This is a genomic window from Candidatus Yanofskybacteria bacterium (assembly GCA_003514055.1).
GTDB lineage: Bacteria > Patescibacteriota > Minisyncoccia > 2-02-FULL-40-12 > GWA2-44-9 > UBA12115.
The window spans coordinates 1-15,185 of sequence record DOSG01000008.1 but is presented as its reverse complement, the minus strand read 5'-3'; the positions used below and the strand labels follow the sequence as shown (position 1 = coordinate 15,185).

Genomic DNA, 15,185 nt, shown 5'->3' with positions numbered 1-15,185 from the left:
CCAACGCCCATTTGCTAGGCAAATAAGCGTTGGGCATAAAGTGGATCTTCGAAATGTCGAGCATTAGGGACGAAGGCTCGCAGGAAGCCTTTGATCCCGATCCGATGGAGCATCTAGCGCACAACAATATAATGTCAATCGTTGTAAACCAATTAAAACCAAAAACTTTCTTCATATACGAAGATCAACCCTACGTAGTCGTCGAGACTCATCATCTTAAGATGCAGCAGAGAAGGCCAACCGTTCAAACTAAAATGAGAAATCTTTTGAATGGCAAAATACTCGAAAGAAACTTTGCCCAATCAGACGTTTTCGAAGAAGCCGATATAGAAAGGCAAAAAGTAAAATTCCTCTACGCTCATAGAGATGAGTTCTGGTTTACGGAAGAGAAAAATGCAGGGAACAGGCTTCAGCTGAAAGAGGAGATATTGGGCGATCAAACTAAATTCTTGAAAGCTGGAACAGTACTTGATGCAATTTTATTTAACGGCAAAGTGATTAACGTTGAATTACCAGTCAAGATGGATTTCAAGATAGTCGAGGCTCCCCCATCAATCAAGGGCAATACCGCTCAAGGCGGCGTAAAGCAAGCTAAAATTGAGACTGGCGCTATGATAAACGTGCCTTTATTCATAGAGCAGGACGATGTCATTACTATAAATACTGAGAATGGCGAGTATGTCGGCCGTGCCGACAAGAATTGATTTTTTTAAATCCCAACAATGGCTGCCTTTGCGGCCTAAAAGGCGGCCATTGTTCTTAGTGGCCTGCATTCGAAAAAATTGTATATACGGACGCTTAGAAACAATAAAGACCCTTACGGGTCTTTTCGATTATTGAAGGATATATCCGGCCTCCTCTAAAAGACTGGCTATCCATTGACGACGTTCTTCGGGAAGTGTTAGCCAGATTCTTCTGGCCTCATTATTATGATCCCTACCGGTCTCACATTGCAGACAACTGAACTCCGAGAGATCCGGATTGCAATCGTGTCCTAGTCCCAAACATGGTTCGTGAGTAAAGACCCACTCAGCGGCAGCCCTCACTTCTTCTCGATCGGTAGAATGAAGCAAGATGCGTGAAATGTCGGTCAGTATCACTGTTTTTACGAGAGAAAGCGGGACAGAGACTGTTATGAATTTACGGGCGTGGATTGACAACTGATCCTCCCAGGAAGATTTACTACGAGAAAGAGCTTACCCCCATATTAATTACATTTTCTTAATATCGTGTCAACTTTGATTTTGAAATCGTCGGAGTATAACTCGCGCTCATTCGTGCCTTTTTAAAAATATTAGCATCAGGATAGGAGCAATCGCCCAATAGAATAAGGCCGTCTTTGTCGAAAAATATAATAAGAATGGCCCAGGGAAATAGGCTAGCATCTCGTAAGAAAGAGTGTTGGTGATAATTGATATTAAAAATCCTAGCTGTAGCACGCTTATGATAAACACAGAGAAAAATGATGCTTCCTTTAGGGTTAGCCTAGCTTTCACTAAGGACCTATTCAATATGTAAAAAACTCCCAGGTATACGATCAGCAAGGCGACAACTCTAATCAGATTGGTATCTTTGAGAGGTATCCACCTATAGAGTTCGCTAAAGTAAATGAACGTGGCATTAAAAACATAGGCGATATATATGCCCAATAAAGAGACCAGTGCCCGAGTTCTACCTAAGCTTAAACCGTATAACAGTAAGAATACGAGCAACAAACCCGCAAATAACATTTGCGGACCAGAAATCGTTTTCAATAAATCGGAGAAACTAGAAAGATGTATTCTCGAGAATATTTGCTGGATATAATCCATTACGATAATTATACAACATATTAAGTTATGAAAAAGCCTCTGCGGGGTTCGTGAACCCCGCAGAGGCCTGAATTAGTCTCTTGAAGATCTAGAAATTGATACCCACGCGAAGCCGTGGGAATCTAGTGAGGAGGCTCATGATCTCTGACGTCGCCGCGTTGACATCCTCACCTGATCCCGTCAACGAGATGACGCTTGATCTTTCGCCTCTGACTGGGGCGAGTGGGAGAGACGGGCTTTTCATGATGCGAACCTCGCCCATGTTCGGCGCCACCTCTAGCAGTTGATGATTTACCCAGGAAGATTTCATCAGCTTGTCTTTGTATTTTTCCAGATCTACGAATGTGGTATTCTCATTCTCACGAAGGAAATCTTCCATGATCACTCCAACCATGGAATTGCCATTCTGGAGGGCACGTGTAGCCACTACGAAAACGGTGATCCCCCTGTTCGCAACCTCTCTCAAGGAGGGTACGAAGTCCGAATCTGCGGCGACCAGCACGACTTCGGTCACCTCAGTCGGAAGCGCTTTGATCTGCTCCTGGATGAATTCATCGTCACGCGGTGCATTCACGACTTTCGTCACAAACCCAGCCGCACGTAGGAACTTGCCGATCTTCTGATCGGCTCCGGAGGACAGGACGTAAACCGGCGGAAGTAATCCGGCCGATTTACCAATCTCTGTCGTAAGAATCCGATAGAGCTCGGAGAACCTGTACGCTCCGATACCAAGGCCCTGGCGCATCCAGCCCAGAGCCTCGCCGTCCACAAAAATAGCTTTCATTACGACCTCCACGAAAATGTTGATAAAACGAACTGTGTGTAATTATATTATACCACATCCTCGATATTCTCACAATACACCCTGAATACAATGACGGCCATTGTATTCAAAACCCATAGCAAAGCGCTACTTGACGCGTATATTCACAACTAAATCCCCCGCCGGCCTCTTAAGTTTACCGGCATTACCACCTTTAGGCACGACTACTACATAATCATTATCTAAATCCACGGGAATCCTGATTTCTATACGTTTTTTAGTCTTTACCCTGCCCGTAGCTTTACAATCGCCACATTCTTTTTCTGGAGCCTGGCCTCTGCCCTTGCAAGCGCCACAAACAGAGACTCGGCTGAACGTGCCGAATGGAGTTCGAGTAGCTTGCTGGACCTGGCCTCTGCCGCCACAAGTTTTACAAGTGATCATCTTCGAACCCTTAGCTACCGACGTACCGTCACATTCTTCACAAACAATCATTGATTCATATTCGAATATCTTAGAATCTCCAAGATCCTTTTTGCCCACGCGAACTTCTAAATGTAGGTCTTCCCCTTTGCTTCTCTCTTCTTGCTGTTGGGCATAGCCTCCACCGCTAAAAGCATCGGAAAAAATATCAAAAATATCTTCAAAACCACTAGGCTGACGACGACCGCCACTAAAGAAATCATAAAAATTAGAATAATCTCCAGCTCCGGCACCACCGAAACCGCCACCATTAAAATCAGCCGAGCCAAAATTATCGTAATTGCTACGCTTTTTATCGTCGGACAGCACCTGATAGGCCTCGTTTATCTCCTTAAACTTAGCTTCATCTCCCGTTCCTTTATCGGGATGATATTGATGAGCCAATTTACGATAGGCCTTCTTTATCTCATCTGGTGTCGCCGATTTAGATATGCCTAGTGTTTGATAATAATCTTTCGCCATATTTATATAATCATTCTCTCTGCCTTTATATCCACCTCTTCTATTTTTATGAATCCCGTCAACCTCAGAACAGCAATTAGGAGCATTCCCATGCCAATCGCTAGCCAGTAAAATATCCAATTCAAACCGTAAATAATCAAGAACAATGTAGCCGCTAAAACTGGCCTAGAATATTTAAAATAGGGCTTCAATGTCTGATTAGTTTGGCTAATAAGATCTTCTGTTGTCTGCTGGGCAACGGCTTCTTTCTCCCTAGGACTGACTTTAGTAGGCACTAGCCCACTATCAATAGCCCTATCAACTATCGATCTAATAAATCTTTCGCTTGAAGATGGAATCCTCTCTTCTTCGGCTAGGGAAGCGATGGCGTCACTTTGATATGCCACGATTGATACGCCCAGAGCCATAGCTACAATTAAAGGAGTTAGGCCGGCGCCGATCATGGCTCGACTTTTAACTTTTATCCTCTGTTCGACTTCGTGGCCAACCATATTCCTAGAGTACCAGCCCAGAAGAATAATCACTCCGACTGTGACTAAATTCAGTACCGAGAAGCCAACTGCCAGTAGAAAGCCTAGAGCGGCAAAAATAAGCCCAACAAGAGCTTCCCGAGCACTCCTAAAAAGTGCCATACCCAATGCCAAAATAGAGATAAGTAATGTAACATAAATAATGCTAACGATATGATAGCTAGAGTAGCTTAGCATCTCGACTCCATTTAGCCAAGAACTCATGCCGTGCCAAAACAAAAATGACAGTACACCAATCACCACCACCCACCCCACAAATTTATATATTCTCATCTACTATATTTTAAACAAAGTTGGGGCAGCTAAGATTCTGAACAATCCGAGACTTATGGAACAAATAAATGAGAGATTCGATGATAAATACGGTAACCCCGAAGGGGCTTGCAATAATCTGGGTCGAAGCTCTTTAGAGCTGAGGGGCATCCAGATTTTGTTCGGATTTATCAGAAGCTCGAATATTAGTTGACCAGAAGTTGAGTTGTGAAGAATCTTAGCTGCCCCGACAAAGCGTTTTTACTTTTTAGTTTCTTCCTTCGGAGCCTCCTCCTCGGCCTTCGCTTCCTCTTTCGGCTGGGCCTGCTGAGCCTTTTCAGCTTCTTGCTGTTGCTTATACATCTCTCCGCCGATACGCTGTGCTACCTTAGACAGCTCTTCGGTAGTCTTCTTAATTTCTTCTACATTGTCAGACTTGAGAGCCGATTTAACAGCTTCAGCCTTTTCGTTTAATTCCTTTTTATCTTCTTCTTTTATCTTATCACCATTATCTTTAATTAGCTTCTCAGTAGTATAGACAAGTGTTTCAGATACATTTCGAGTCTCGGCCATTTCTTTTTTCTTTGCATCTTCCGCAGCAAATTTCTCGGCATCAGCCTGCATTTTCTTCTTTTCGTCATCGGTTAAGCCAGAAGATCCCTCAATTCTGATTGACTGCTCCTTGTTAGTAGCCTTATCTTTGGCTTTAACATTTAGAATGCCGTTAGCGTCGATATCAAAGGTTACCTCAACCTGAGGCACACCTCGCGGCGCTGGCGGGATACCATCAAGTATAAACCTACCCAGAGTTTTATTGTCGTGAGCCATTGCTCTTTCACCCTGGACAATGTGAATTTCTACCGATGGCTGATTGTCAGCCGCCGTAGAGAATATCTGAGTCTTAGAAACTGGTACGGTCGTGTTCTTCTCGATCATCTTCGTTGCCACTTGTCCCAAAGTTTCTATGCCCAACGATAATGGTGTCACATCAAGCAATAGGACATCTCTGACCTCACCCTGCATTATTCCACCCTGGATAGCCGCGCCAATAGCCACGACCTCGTCTGGATTAACATCCTTGTGAGGTTCCTTTCCAAATAGTCTTTTAACTTCCTCCATTATCAATGGCATTCTGGTTTGCCCACCAACCAATATAATCTCATTGATATCTGCCATCTTAAAACCAGAACTTTCAACTGTTTCCTTGGTCAGCTTTATAGATCTATCCACTAACGGCTTAACCAGCTCCTCTAGCTTAGATCGCGTGAAGGTCATGCTAAAGTGCTTAGCGCCAGAGGCGTCGGCCGTTAAGAATGGGATGTTAACTTCGGTTTGAAGGGTGCTGGATAACTCATGCTTGGCTTTCTCGGCCGCGTCCTTCATTCTTTGCACGGCTAGCTGATCCTTGGATATATCTACGCCCTGGTCTTTCTTAAATTCTTCCATGAAATGCCTTATGAGCAATTGATCGATATCATCTCCGCCTAAATGAGTATCACCGCCAGTGCCACGAACTTCAATGGTATCATCGCCTATCTCTAAGACTGATATATCGAATGTACCGCCGCCAAAATCATAAACCACAATCTTCTCGTCTTTTTTCTTATTTAAACCATAAGCCAAAGCTGCGGCTGTCGGTTCGTTTATAACTCTTTTGACATTTAACCCGGCAATTTCTCCAGCATCTTTAGTAGCTTTTCTTTGAGAGTCATCGAAGTAAGCCGGAACGGTGATAATCGCCTCGGTAATCTTTTCTCCCAACTTATCTTCAGCATCAGTCTTTAATTTTTGCAATATCATCGCTGATATTTCAGCTGGCTTTAGCCACTTATCGCCCATCTTAACTTCAACGTCATCATGAACGCCTTTTCTGATCTCGTACGGTAAGAGTTCTTTATCTCTTTGAACTTCTGGATCGCTAAACCTTCGGCCAATCAATCTTTTAACCGAATAAATTGTGTTGTTCGGATTAGTTACGGCTTGCCTTTTGGCGGTAACGCCAACGTATCTTTCACCAGACTTGCCGACGGCCACTATCGAAGGGGTAGTTCTTACGCCCTCTTTGTTCTCTAAAATTCTGGATTGGCCAATTTCCACAACCGCCATCGCCGAATTTGTTGTTCCCAAATCAATTCCTAATATTTTACTCATATATTTATATCGCTAGGCTAATCACTTGTTCGACATGTCAGAATTTCCCAGCGAGAAATTCTGACTAATTTCCTCGGCTCGCTCGTCCCACTAGGCGGGACACCTGCCCGCTCGCCTCCGGATTGTCTCTCAAGTGATTAGCCTAGCTCTGTATTAATTATTCTGATTATTTGTTTTTATCAATTATTTTTTGTACATATACGGAAGGTCTACATATTCCCATGTTCGCTGGTATATCTATTATCTTTCCATCTGGAGTCGGGATCCTGGACGATATTTTACCGCTCACAATACCCACAACCTTGCCAGTATCAAGCGAAAGCAATGGTGATCCGCTGGCTCCATTATTGGTATGCGTATCAATCAGATACATATGAAGCGAGCCATCGACGCCCCTGCGTTTTATCGAGCTAATTATGCATTTATTTGTCGTCATAGTTATTCCAAAACCCATACCCAATAGCTCTGTGGCTAATGGATAGCCTATATATGCCACATCATCGCCCTCATTAACTGACTCTGCTTTTTCAATGCCCTCTATTGTTTTAAATTCGACGTCACTCTCTCCTGGCTCTAAGGTGATTTGCATCAGGGCAACATCATTTTCCCTATCTAATTCCCCGATGAGTTTTGTTTTATATCGCTTATAATGCATGATGCCTTTCTCGTCGACTCCTTCTGGTACTGCAACTCCTAAATATTGATATTCGTTAGGCAGTATCTGGTCATACACATGGGCACAGGTAACATACTTACCATCTTTAGTAACTACAAACCCCGTTCCGCGTATACTTATTTTTTTCTGATCTCCTTCGCCCGGCATTTGAAGATCAATCATAACCACGGCCTCCATATTCTTCTTAATTAACTCTTGTGTATTCATATTTTATTTTAATTATTTTTATCATCGCCTTCGAGTATCGTTGCAGTGAATGGCATGCTATTTGGTAGTCGAATATTTTTCGTCGTACCAGATTCGATAGCCGCGGATTTTGGTTGCGACTCACCGGCTACATTATTCTGAGTCATGTTAATTTTGAGATTCATTATCACACTAGTAAGACCACTGAGCCTGTCATTTATACCAGATAACTCATTTTTGATCTCCAATAAGTTAAAGATTTTAAACGACTTATTTGGATATATACGAACAAACAATAAAATTAATATGACTACAGCTGCCCAAATCGCCGATGCGTCTGGAAAACAAAATGCAAGCATAACTATCAAGAAGATCGCGACGATATGGATAATAGTTTTCATAGTGTCATCCATTTCTATTTAGTTATTCTTACGCGTGACGGTCTGATGACTTTATCTTGCATCATATAGCCAGCTCTGACTTCTTCTAATTTCTCGCCGTCTTTCTCCATCTCAACCGCTTCGTGCAGTCCTGGATTGAACTTCTCGCCAACTACTTTTATTCTTGTTATCTCATATTTTTCTAGCGTCTTCTCGAAGTTCTTTATCGCTTTCTCGATGCCTTCGTACCAATCAGCATGTTTATCCTTCATCTCCACGCTGGCCTTCTTTAGGGCCTCTTCGAGGCCATCGACTACATCGATGATCTCTAGCGCCAGCCCTTCGTTGGCAAATTTTACTATTTGCTCAACCCTTCTACTCTCTTCCTTCTTATAATTCACAAAATCAGCCCTTTCTCTCTTCCAATTATTCAAATAATCCTCACATTGCACCTTACACTTCGCTAACTCTTCTTCAGAATTAACATCATCTTTCTTCTTATGTTCATCCCCCATCTTTTTATCGTTTCGAGCTAAGCGTGAATGGCGATTCCGAGAGGCTCTCGCAGGGTCGACTGGACCCGAGGGAGAGGGTGATTTTTCAGCAGAAAAATACAACCCGCACTCGAGAAATCGCTATTCACACTTAGCACTCTACGTGCTTATTTTATTTAATAAATCCGTCGTATATTTAATCAATGATATATTTTTACCGTAATCCATCCTCTTCGGCCCTATCAGCGTCAATGTAGCCGTACTGAGATCTGGCAAACGATAATGGCCACAAATCACGGAATGTTCTTTTATGTTTTTATTTGGATTTTCTGAACCTATGAACACGCTAGGAGTAAAAGAAATATATTTACTCGTGCCACCAAAAAATTGATTCTCAATCTCGTCGAATAGAGCCTCAAAGCCTTCGGTGAGCTGAGCCATATCTCTAGCTTTAGCTATCTCTTCAAATTCTGGCATAGATAGAATGCTGGCCAGTCCAGATTTGTAAAAACTTCTATCACCAAAACGATTTGTAATTACCAAGCTGTTAGTCAGGCAAGATATTGTTTTGGCAATTTCTCTATTCAAACTGTTCGAATCAAAGATATTTCCCAACACCATGGTGTTTATGATCCTCTTGAAATCATTATCTAGGACTAGATCATTCTTAGATAGTAAATTGTTAACATACAGACGATATGCCTTATCAGTCGGTACTTTACCTCCAGAAGTGTGAAGATGAGTTAGGTAGCCACCATCCTCCAAATCGAGCATCTCGTTCCTTAGAGTAGCCGGACTTATCTTAAAGCCACCGCGTTTATGCAAAAAGCTGGAAGCTATTGGTTTAGCCCAGTTTGTGTGCAACTGTATAACCTCATTCAATATGTTTATTTGTCTTTCACTAAGCATACCGGCATTATATTAAAATTAGCAGTCTCATGTCAAGACTGCTAATTGTGCATATTTTCATACAAAAAGGCGACCCAATGGTCGCCACGGCACTACTCGCAGTCTATAGATGGAAAGCGGAATTTTGACTTAATAAGATAGAGGTATATGAACAGGCCGCCGAGCAGATACGCCATGACGATAGCCTTCGTTCCAGTAAGACCAGACAGCCAAATGACTAGCAAGTATGCTATTCCTACGTCTAGCATCCAGATAATCGTCGGCCAGAACATAGCGTCGCCGATAGCTAGAAGGCAAGCGCATAGCAGAAGGAACGGACCGAATAAAACAGATCCGATAAACAGCCAGACGTGATCAGCTACCGTGCTCTTGCCAGCAACCTCAAGAGAACCCATATCCCCCTCCCTCCCCAAAGTAAGATCTGCAAAAATCATACTTAATTGAACATCCAAAGTAAAGAAAAAGAGTCCACTTGGACTCTACGACCGCGATCGCGCGGCTAGACTATTCTTTGTTCGACCGCTTGGATTAGTCGTGGAAATATGGCATACAAAACACGCATATGCTGCCAAAAGTAAATTTCGCTCCGCCTTCTTTCAATAGGCCACCTTCTACCGCAGTCCATACGACTGGGTCAATCTTCATACCGTCCGCGCCAAGCAACCAGTTTTCAATGACATTGTTCTTTCCGCAGAGAAAACATGTATGCTGAGCACTCATTACCGTAGCCACATTGATATCCTGAGTTCTGTTGGGATTTCTAAGATCGCAGAAATCAGTTGCGGGCATGACGCTTCCTTCCCTACTAGAACTAGGCATAGAATAACCGAATATGCCATAGTTGTCAACATTCACTCCAATTCTTAGATATCAGTTTCTGTGCTAAAATATTAGGGTATGCCCATTATAAAAAAGCTAAAGCGTGTCTGGGAATTATTAGGTGCAGGATTTATTACGGGCGCCTCTGACGACGAACCGTCAGCCATAGCTACATATACTATTGCTGGCGCAAAATATGGATATTCAATGCTCTGGGCATCACTTTTTACTTTGCCCTTCATGATCGCCATGCAAGAAATGAGCGGTCGCATTGGTAGGGTTTCGAATATGGGCTTGGCCGGGAACATGAAAAAACATTATCCAAGATGGCTAATGTTTTTTATTGCCGGACTAATAGTAATAGCTAATACGATTAATATCGGATCCAATATGTCTGCCATGACTCAAGCTTTTTCAATGGTTACAGGCCTAACTGACATAAATCATCATCGGTTAGTCGCCATAGCCATAACTATATTGATATTAGCCGTAACCATTTACCTCCCATACAAAAGAATATTCGCTATTTTCAAATGGACGGCCCTTAGCTTGTTCGCCTATATCTTTGCTACATTTACCATAAATCAAGACTGGGGAAACATACTATTTCACACGTTAATCCCCACTTTTCACTTTAGTAAGGATTATTTTATTGTATTAATTGCTTTCTTTGGTACTACGCTTTCTCCATATCTATTCTTCTGGCAAGCCAATCAAGAAGTTGAGGAAAAAATGATTGAGCAATGTAAGCCTGGCCACGTTTGTCATCTTAGGCCAGCCACCGACGTAGAACTCAGTCGCCTAACAACTGATACCAGAATCGGTATGTCGTTCTCGAATATAATCACCTTCTTCATTATCACCCTAGCCGCTTCAACGCTATTCAAAGCCGGACTCCACAATATTGAAAGTCTTCAAGATGCCGCTAGAGCGTTAGAACCACTAGCTGGAGAATATTCCTACCTTCTTTTCACAGTGGGCATAATAAGCGCCGGCTTTCTCGGTATTCCCGTTCTGGCCGGTTCCGCGGCTTACGTTATAGCCGAAGTATTTGGCTGGTCAGAAGGGTTAAATAAGTCATTCGCAAAAGCCAAAGAGTTCTATGCCGTTGTTATTGCTTCCACTTTCATTGGCCTGTTGATTCCTCTACTTGGTCTTAATCCAGTTAAGGCTCTATTCTACACATCTATAATCTATGGTGTCATAGCCCCAATCCTTATAATGATGGTTCTCCATATGTCTAACAATAAAAAGATTATGGGCACGCATACCAACGGCTGGTTAACCAACCTCTTTGGCCACACCGCCTTCGTTATAATGGCCATATTAGCCGTCCTCACTTTCTTCGTCCTATAGTGCCGCTTCGCGAGATTTTAGAAGAGCAATAAAAAAACAAGGCCCGCCGAGAGAGCGGACCTCGTAGGTCGATCTCTCGGCGGGCTTATAATTACCCGAGACTCCCGTCCAATCTTCCCACGCCTCGAATGTGCGAGAAGTCGACGAAGATCACCAGCGCCCCGCCTCGATCTCTTTCTTCTCGAGCCAGGGTCGGATGCTTATCGACGAGGATGTAGCAACCGTCATCGTCGACTTTTTCGATTCTCCCCCTAAGGTCAGAGGCACCAGCTCGAGAGATGACTACTTCGTCTCCTTCTCCCTCAAGCCTTCTGAGCATACTACGATAGGCGCGTTCCATCTCTCCTCCTCGTGTGCGTTTGAGCGGAACTACACCACCGCTCTGATCATTGTCGGACCGTAGTAGAGAATAGCCCCAACGACTACCCCCTCACCAAGAAGGCTCAAAAATACCCAGAGGTACTTCATTTTGAGGCGTTCTGAGACGATGCCGGTAACAGCAGCAATACTGATGGTAGCAATCGTGACAGCAATGAAGACAGCGTTACTACCAACGACAGTCGCTATGGGAGCGAAAACAGCAACGACAACAGCTGCAACGCCAGCGGCAACCGCAGCAATAGCAACAGAGAAAGCACCAGCCGAAACAACGGTAACAAAAACAACGGCAACGACGTAAGTCATAACAGCAATAGCCCCATCAGGCCATCCCATGATGGATCCTGCGATGACCATCGCAATACTTGCGATGATTGCGATGATCTCGGCGATAAGAAGCTTCTTCATGTTTCCTCCTCGTGTTAGTCCTTGAACTCAAATCCATCGTTCCACTCGTAGCCACACTTCCTACAGCGGCCGAGAGGTGGCCTCTTGAGTAAGGACCCCGGGCAACGGTGGAACCGACCCTTGCGATCCCTTACGTAGAGATCCTCCGGCTTCGGTCTCTTATGCTTTGCCATGGGTACCTCAATCTCGCCGATTGCTTGCAGCCCCACAGATGGCGGCCGTCATGAATAAGAAGAGTAGCGCCGAACCGATGACCGCAAGCGTCGGCCCAACGAAGACCGTCAGGAAGAAACGCTTGATGGGTCTTGCGGCTGCGACCTCCTCCTTGAGCATAGCCTCGGTCATGTCGATCGACATGATTCCCGAGGTAGTCAGCATCAAGAAGAAGAGGAACGTCAGTGGCAGTTGAATCGCCCACGCGAGGGCAATCTGCCAGAGCGCAAGGTGTGACGGAGTCAGAAGGGAAGGGTCCCAATTCATAGATCTATCTCCCAGGTTGTGAGGAACTAATACCGCTACAATACCGCATCTTAGCGGTACTGTCAATATTAATCCCCTCCCCTAAATGGCTAGTTGTAGTCTCGCCCATTTCGTGCAAGTTTTAATTAATCCAAGCGAAGCCCCATCCATTTTTGAAATCTCCACAGACAAGCCAAGGATAGGAGATTGGAAAAGCATTAGTCCAAAACAATAGGTCGAGGGCAATACAATCATTAAGAATCAATAGTGCGAGGGTTACCTATTGTTTTGGAGTATTAATGCTCTTCCATATCGACTAGACTTGGCGTAGTCGAGGACAAGATGAAAAAATTGATGGGGCGGAGCGATTTATTAACAGCTTCTCAACCAATTAGCTTGCTAACTCCCCTTTTATTTACAATAATGTAAACGATATGACGAGCAAAGATATCGTAGACAAGCTACCACCTCGTAACACAGATGCCGAGAAATCTCTTCTCGGATCATTATTAATAGATAGAGAGGCCATCAATAAAGTTGTGGACTTTTTGCGTCCAGAAGATTTCTATAATCGCAATCATCAGATAATTTTTGAGGCTATAATAACTCTATTCGAGAAAAGAGAACCGATAGATCTTTTAAATCTTTCTAATCGACTTCAAGATTCTGGCAATTTAGACATTAGCGGAGGGCTAAGCTATCTAACATCGCTAGCCAGCTCGGTGGCCACATCGGCTCACGCAACATCATACGCTAAGATCATCCAAAGAAAGAAAATGTTGCGCGATCTCATTGATGCCGCCAATTATATCTCTGGACTAGGCTATCAAGAAGACGAGGATGTAGAGACCTTATTGGATGACGCCGAGAAAAAGTTATTTTCAGTCTCGCAAAGATCTCTTTCTAAGACCCTGATGCCCCTAAAAGACACCTTGAGCGCGGCCATGGAAAGGATCACCAACCAAGACGACGGAGTTCTTCGTGGTCACAAGACTGGTTATGCCGATATGGATAGCACACTCGGCGGTCTGCAAAAATCCGACTTAATTATACTAGCGGCTAGACCCTCTGTTGGTAAAACTGCATTTGCCTTGAACTTAGCCTTAAACATTGCTCAGCAAGGCGTTCCCGTTGGCGTATTTAGTATGGAAATGTCCGTAGATCAAGTAGTCGATCGTTTAATTGCCGCCAGATCGGGTGTAAGTCTTTGGAAATTACGTACCGGTAAGCTATCTCACCAAGAAGAACACAACGATTTTCTCAGAATTACGACTGCCTGCGAGGAATTAGGTCAAATGCCAATATTCATCGACGACTCACCTTCTCCCAACATTCTACAGATGCGCACGATGGCCAGAAGACTTCAATCTGAGCATGGCCTTGGGCTACTAGTCATCGATTACTTACAGCTGATGACATCCAGAAAAGACTACAACAGCCCCGTCCAACAAGTGACAGAAATATCTAGAGGCCTAAAAGGTTTAGCTAAAGAATTGAATATTCCAGTTTTAGCATTATCTCAATTATCCCGCGCTATCGAGCAGAGAGATGGCCATAAACCCAGATTATCTGACCTGAGAGATTCTGGATCTATTGAACAAGATGCCGACTTAGTCATGTTTATTCATAGAGAAGATAAGATAAATCGCGAGAATGCCGAGAGAGATGGTAAGCTCAACATAGCCCAACTCGTTATCGCTAAGCATAGAAATGGTCCCACCGGAGAAATAGAGTTTAGAATTAATCCTGATAGCCTATTATTCCAAGAAGTAGATAGACACCATCAAGGCGAAATCATCTAGCTCGTTGATTAATGTGGCTTTCTCATACCAAGCGAGACATGAAATTTGAATATTATTTTCGAGAGGCCCGCGCAGGCGCGACGGCGCCGAGCGAGAGGGTGATTTCTCAACAGAGAAATACAACCCGTACTCAAGAAAATGATATTCAGAATTTAGCACAACTTTATGAATCAGAATTTTAAACACATTGTATCATTGTTAAGAAAGTTACCCGGAGTTGGCCCAAGACAGGCCGCTCGCTTTGTTTTGTCTTTAATGAATAAATCAGATACCGAGCTAGAAGAGCTAGGTACGGCCATCACAAATTTAAGAACCAATATTTCATTTTGTAATATCTGTTTCAATATAAGCGATAACCATATATGCGGAGTATGCTCGGACAAGAAAAGAGATCGCACCAAAATCATGGTATTAGAGAAGGTCACCGATCTAGAATCAATCGAAAAGACTGGGCTATATAGAGGCTTGTATCATATTCTAGGCGGAGCCATTAACCCGATCGACGGTGTACTCCCAGAGAATTTGAGACTTAGAGAGCTCGATACTCGGATATCTAATACCACTAAGGATCTAGGCGAAGTTGAGCTAATACTTGCCACCAATCCCAATACCGCAGGAGAGACAACAGCTATGTACGTCAGAGACATGCTCGATAAAAAAGATAACGTAAGGATTACTCATCTTGCTAGAGGCCTGGCTTCAGGATCTCATCTCGAATACATAGACGAGATTACGCTCAAGAATGCCCTTGAGTTCAGGAAGTAATCGCTCGACCCTAATCACTTCATCGTATCGGAGTCGAAAGCTTCCTGCGATCTTTCGCTCCTAACGCTCGATATTTCACAGAGCCCACTCGCTTAAGCGAG

18 protein-coding genes are annotated in these 15,185 nt (G+C 43.6%); 4 read left to right on the top strand and 14 right to left on the bottom strand.

The annotated features are described in order from the left end of the window. Positions 1 to 53 precede the first annotated feature (53 nt). Entirely contained in the window at positions 54 to 704 is a 651-nt protein-coding gene (locus DEG18_02245) for an elongation factor P (protein HBX58404.1), read from the top strand. Between the two features lie 567 nt (positions 705 to 1,271). On the opposite strand, the gene DEG18_02240 is transcribed toward DEG18_02245, so the two are convergent. The 11 genes from DEG18_02240 to DEG18_02190 all read right to left on the bottom strand — a co-directional run bounded on the left by DEG18_02240 (position 1,272) and on the right by DEG18_02190 (position 9,916). Beyond that, positions 1,272 to 1,811, bottom strand: a complete 540-nt coding sequence (locus DEG18_02240; protein HBX58403.1) for a hypothetical protein — start codon at positions 1,809 to 1,811, stop codon at positions 1,272 to 1,274. Positions 1,812 to 1,899: 88 nt separating this feature from the next. Then, a complete protein-coding gene (locus DEG18_02235) occupies positions 1,900 to 2,607 on the bottom strand; it encodes a hypothetical protein (protein HBX58402.1) in 708 nt (235 codons plus the stop codon). 114 nt (positions 2,608 to 2,721) lie between these two features. Then, positions 2,722 to 3,519, bottom strand: a complete 798-nt coding sequence (locus DEG18_02230) for a hypothetical protein (protein ID HBX58401.1) — start codon at positions 3,517 to 3,519, stop codon at positions 2,722 to 2,724. A gap of 2 nt (positions 3,520 to 3,521) precedes the next feature. Then, positions 3,522 to 4,322, bottom strand: a complete 801-nt coding sequence (locus tag DEG18_02225; GenBank protein HBX58400.1) for a hypothetical protein — start codon at positions 4,320 to 4,322, stop codon at positions 3,522 to 3,524. Between the two features lie 240 nt (positions 4,323 to 4,562). After that, positions 4,563 to 6,452, bottom strand: a complete 1,890-nt coding sequence (locus DEG18_02220) for a molecular chaperone DnaK (GenBank protein ID HBX58399.1) — start codon at positions 6,450 to 6,452, stop codon at positions 4,563 to 4,565. A 166-nt stretch (positions 6,453 to 6,618) separates the two neighbouring features. Beyond that, entirely contained in the window at positions 6,619 to 7,335 is a 717-nt protein-coding gene (locus tag DEG18_02215) for a hypothetical protein (GenBank protein HBX58398.1), read from the bottom strand. A gap of 8 nt (positions 7,336 to 7,343) precedes the next feature. Next, positions 7,344 to 7,715, bottom strand: coding sequence for a hypothetical protein (locus tag DEG18_02210; GenBank protein ID HBX58397.1), 372 nt, complete (start codon positions 7,713 to 7,715; stop codon positions 7,344 to 7,346). Between the two features lie 14 nt (positions 7,716 to 7,729). Beyond that, positions 7,730 to 8,209: a nucleotide exchange factor GrpE gene (gene grpE, locus DEG18_02205; protein HBX58396.1), complete on the bottom strand. Its 480-nt coding sequence runs from the start codon at positions 8,207 to 8,209 to the stop codon at positions 7,730 to 7,732. Positions 8,210 to 8,347: 138 nt separating this feature from the next. Continuing rightward, complete coding sequence (locus DEG18_02200) at positions 8,348 to 9,097, bottom strand: hypothetical protein (GenBank protein HBX58395.1); 750 nt, start codon at positions 9,095 to 9,097, stop codon at positions 8,348 to 8,350. A 92-nt stretch (positions 9,098 to 9,189) separates the two neighbouring features. Then, entirely contained in the window at positions 9,190 to 9,531 is a 342-nt protein-coding gene (locus tag DEG18_02195) for a hypothetical protein (GenBank protein ID HBX58394.1), read from the bottom strand. A gap of 94 nt (positions 9,532 to 9,625) precedes the next feature. After that, the gene (locus tag DEG18_02190; protein HBX58393.1) at positions 9,626 to 9,916 is read right to left on the bottom strand and encodes a hypothetical protein; all 291 of its coding nucleotides are present in this window, start codon (positions 9,914 to 9,916) and stop codon (positions 9,626 to 9,628) included. A 78-nt stretch (positions 9,917 to 9,994) separates the two neighbouring features. On the opposite strand from DEG18_02190, the gene DEG18_02185 reads away from it, so the two are divergent. Beyond that, positions 9,995 to 11,272 (top strand): iron transporter, encoded by a 1,278-nt coding sequence (locus DEG18_02185; protein HBX58392.1) that lies wholly within the window; start codon positions 9,995 to 9,997, stop codon positions 11,270 to 11,272. 91 nt (positions 11,273 to 11,363) lie between these two features. On the opposite strand, the gene DEG18_02180 is transcribed toward DEG18_02185, so the two are convergent. From DEG18_02180 to DEG18_02170, 3 genes are all read right to left on the bottom strand, one after another. Next, the gene (locus DEG18_02180) at positions 11,364 to 11,612 is read right to left on the bottom strand and encodes a hypothetical protein (GenBank protein HBX58391.1); all 249 of its coding nucleotides are present in this window, start codon (positions 11,610 to 11,612) and stop codon (positions 11,364 to 11,366) included. A gap of 29 nt (positions 11,613 to 11,641) precedes the next feature. Next, positions 11,642 to 12,058 (bottom strand): hypothetical protein, encoded by a 417-nt coding sequence (locus DEG18_02175; protein HBX58390.1) that lies wholly within the window; start codon positions 12,056 to 12,058, stop codon positions 11,642 to 11,644. A gap of 180 nt (positions 12,059 to 12,238) precedes the next feature. After that, complete coding sequence (locus DEG18_02170; protein HBX58389.1) at positions 12,239 to 12,538, bottom strand: hypothetical protein; 300 nt, start codon at positions 12,536 to 12,538, stop codon at positions 12,239 to 12,241. 413 nt (positions 12,539 to 12,951) lie between these two features. Here DEG18_02170 and dnaB point away from each other — a divergent pair, with 413 nt between their 5' ends. After that, positions 12,952 to 14,319 carry a replicative DNA helicase gene (gene dnaB / locus DEG18_02165; protein HBX58388.1) on the top strand — a complete coding sequence of 456 codons (1,368 nt, stop codon included), beginning with the start codon at positions 12,952 to 12,954 and terminating at the stop codon, positions 14,317 to 14,319. A gap of 165 nt (positions 14,320 to 14,484) precedes the next feature. Then, positions 14,485 to 15,084: a recombination protein RecR gene (locus DEG18_02160; protein ID HBX58387.1), complete on the top strand. Its 600-nt coding sequence runs from the start codon at positions 14,485 to 14,487 to the stop codon at positions 15,082 to 15,084. Positions 15,085 to 15,185 lie beyond the last annotated feature (101 nt).

What these genes read in the sequence shown, in the direction of transcription:
- DEG18_02245 (HBX58404.1), top strand. Translation starts at nt 54, where the DNA reads ATGTCGAGCATTAGGGACGAAGGCTCGCAGGAAGCCTTTGATCCCGAT.
- DEG18_02240 (HBX58403.1), bottom strand. Translation starts at nt 1,811, where the DNA reads ATGGATTATATCCAGCAAATATTCTCGAGAATACATCTTTCTAGTTTC.
- DEG18_02230 (HBX58401.1), bottom strand. Translation starts at nt 3,519, where the DNA reads ATGGCGAAAGATTATTATCAAACACTAGGCATATCTAAATCGGCGACA.
- DEG18_02225 (HBX58400.1), bottom strand. Translation starts at nt 4,322, where the DNA reads ATGAGAATATATAAATTTGTGGGGTGGGTGGTGGTGATTGGTGTACTG.
- DEG18_02220 (HBX58399.1), bottom strand. Translation starts at nt 6,452, where the DNA reads ATGAGTAAAATATTAGGAATTGATTTGGGAACAACAAATTCGGCGATG.
- DEG18_02215 (HBX58398.1), bottom strand. Translation starts at nt 7,335, where the DNA reads ATGAATACACAAGAGTTAATTAAGAAGAATATGGAGGCCGTGGTTATG.
- DEG18_02210 (HBX58397.1), bottom strand. Translation starts at nt 7,715, where the DNA reads ATGAAAACTATTATCCATATCGTCGCGATCTTCTTGATAGTTATGCTT.
- grpE (HBX58396.1), bottom strand. Translation starts at nt 8,209, where the DNA reads ATGGGGGATGAACATAAGAAGAAAGATGATGTTAATTCTGAAGAAGAG.
- DEG18_02200 (HBX58395.1), bottom strand. Translation starts at nt 9,097, where the DNA reads ATGCTTAGTGAAAGACAAATAAACATATTGAATGAGGTTATACAGTTG.
- DEG18_02195 (HBX58394.1), bottom strand. Translation starts at nt 9,531, where the DNA reads ATGATTTTTGCAGATCTTACTTTGGGGAGGGAGGGGGATATGGGTTCT.
- DEG18_02190 (HBX58393.1), bottom strand. Translation starts at nt 9,916, where the DNA reads ATGCCTAGTTCTAGTAGGGAAGGAAGCGTCATGCCCGCAACTGATTTC.
- DEG18_02185 (HBX58392.1), top strand. Translation starts at nt 9,995, where the DNA reads ATGCCCATTATAAAAAAGCTAAAGCGTGTCTGGGAATTATTAGGTGCA.
- DEG18_02180 (HBX58391.1), bottom strand. Translation starts at nt 11,612, where the DNA reads ATGGAACGCGCCTATCGTAGTATGCTCAGAAGGCTTGAGGGAGAAGGA.
- DEG18_02175 (HBX58390.1), bottom strand. Translation starts at nt 12,058, where the DNA reads ATGAAGAAGCTTCTTATCGCCGAGATCATCGCAATCATCGCAAGTATT.
- DEG18_02170 (HBX58389.1), bottom strand. Translation starts at nt 12,538, where the DNA reads ATGAATTGGGACCCTTCCCTTCTGACTCCGTCACACCTTGCGCTCTGG.
- dnaB (HBX58388.1), top strand. Translation starts at nt 12,952, where the DNA reads ATGACGAGCAAAGATATCGTAGACAAGCTACCACCTCGTAACACAGAT.
- DEG18_02160 (HBX58387.1), top strand. Translation starts at nt 14,485, where the DNA reads ATGAATCAGAATTTTAAACACATTGTATCATTGTTAAGAAAGTTACCC.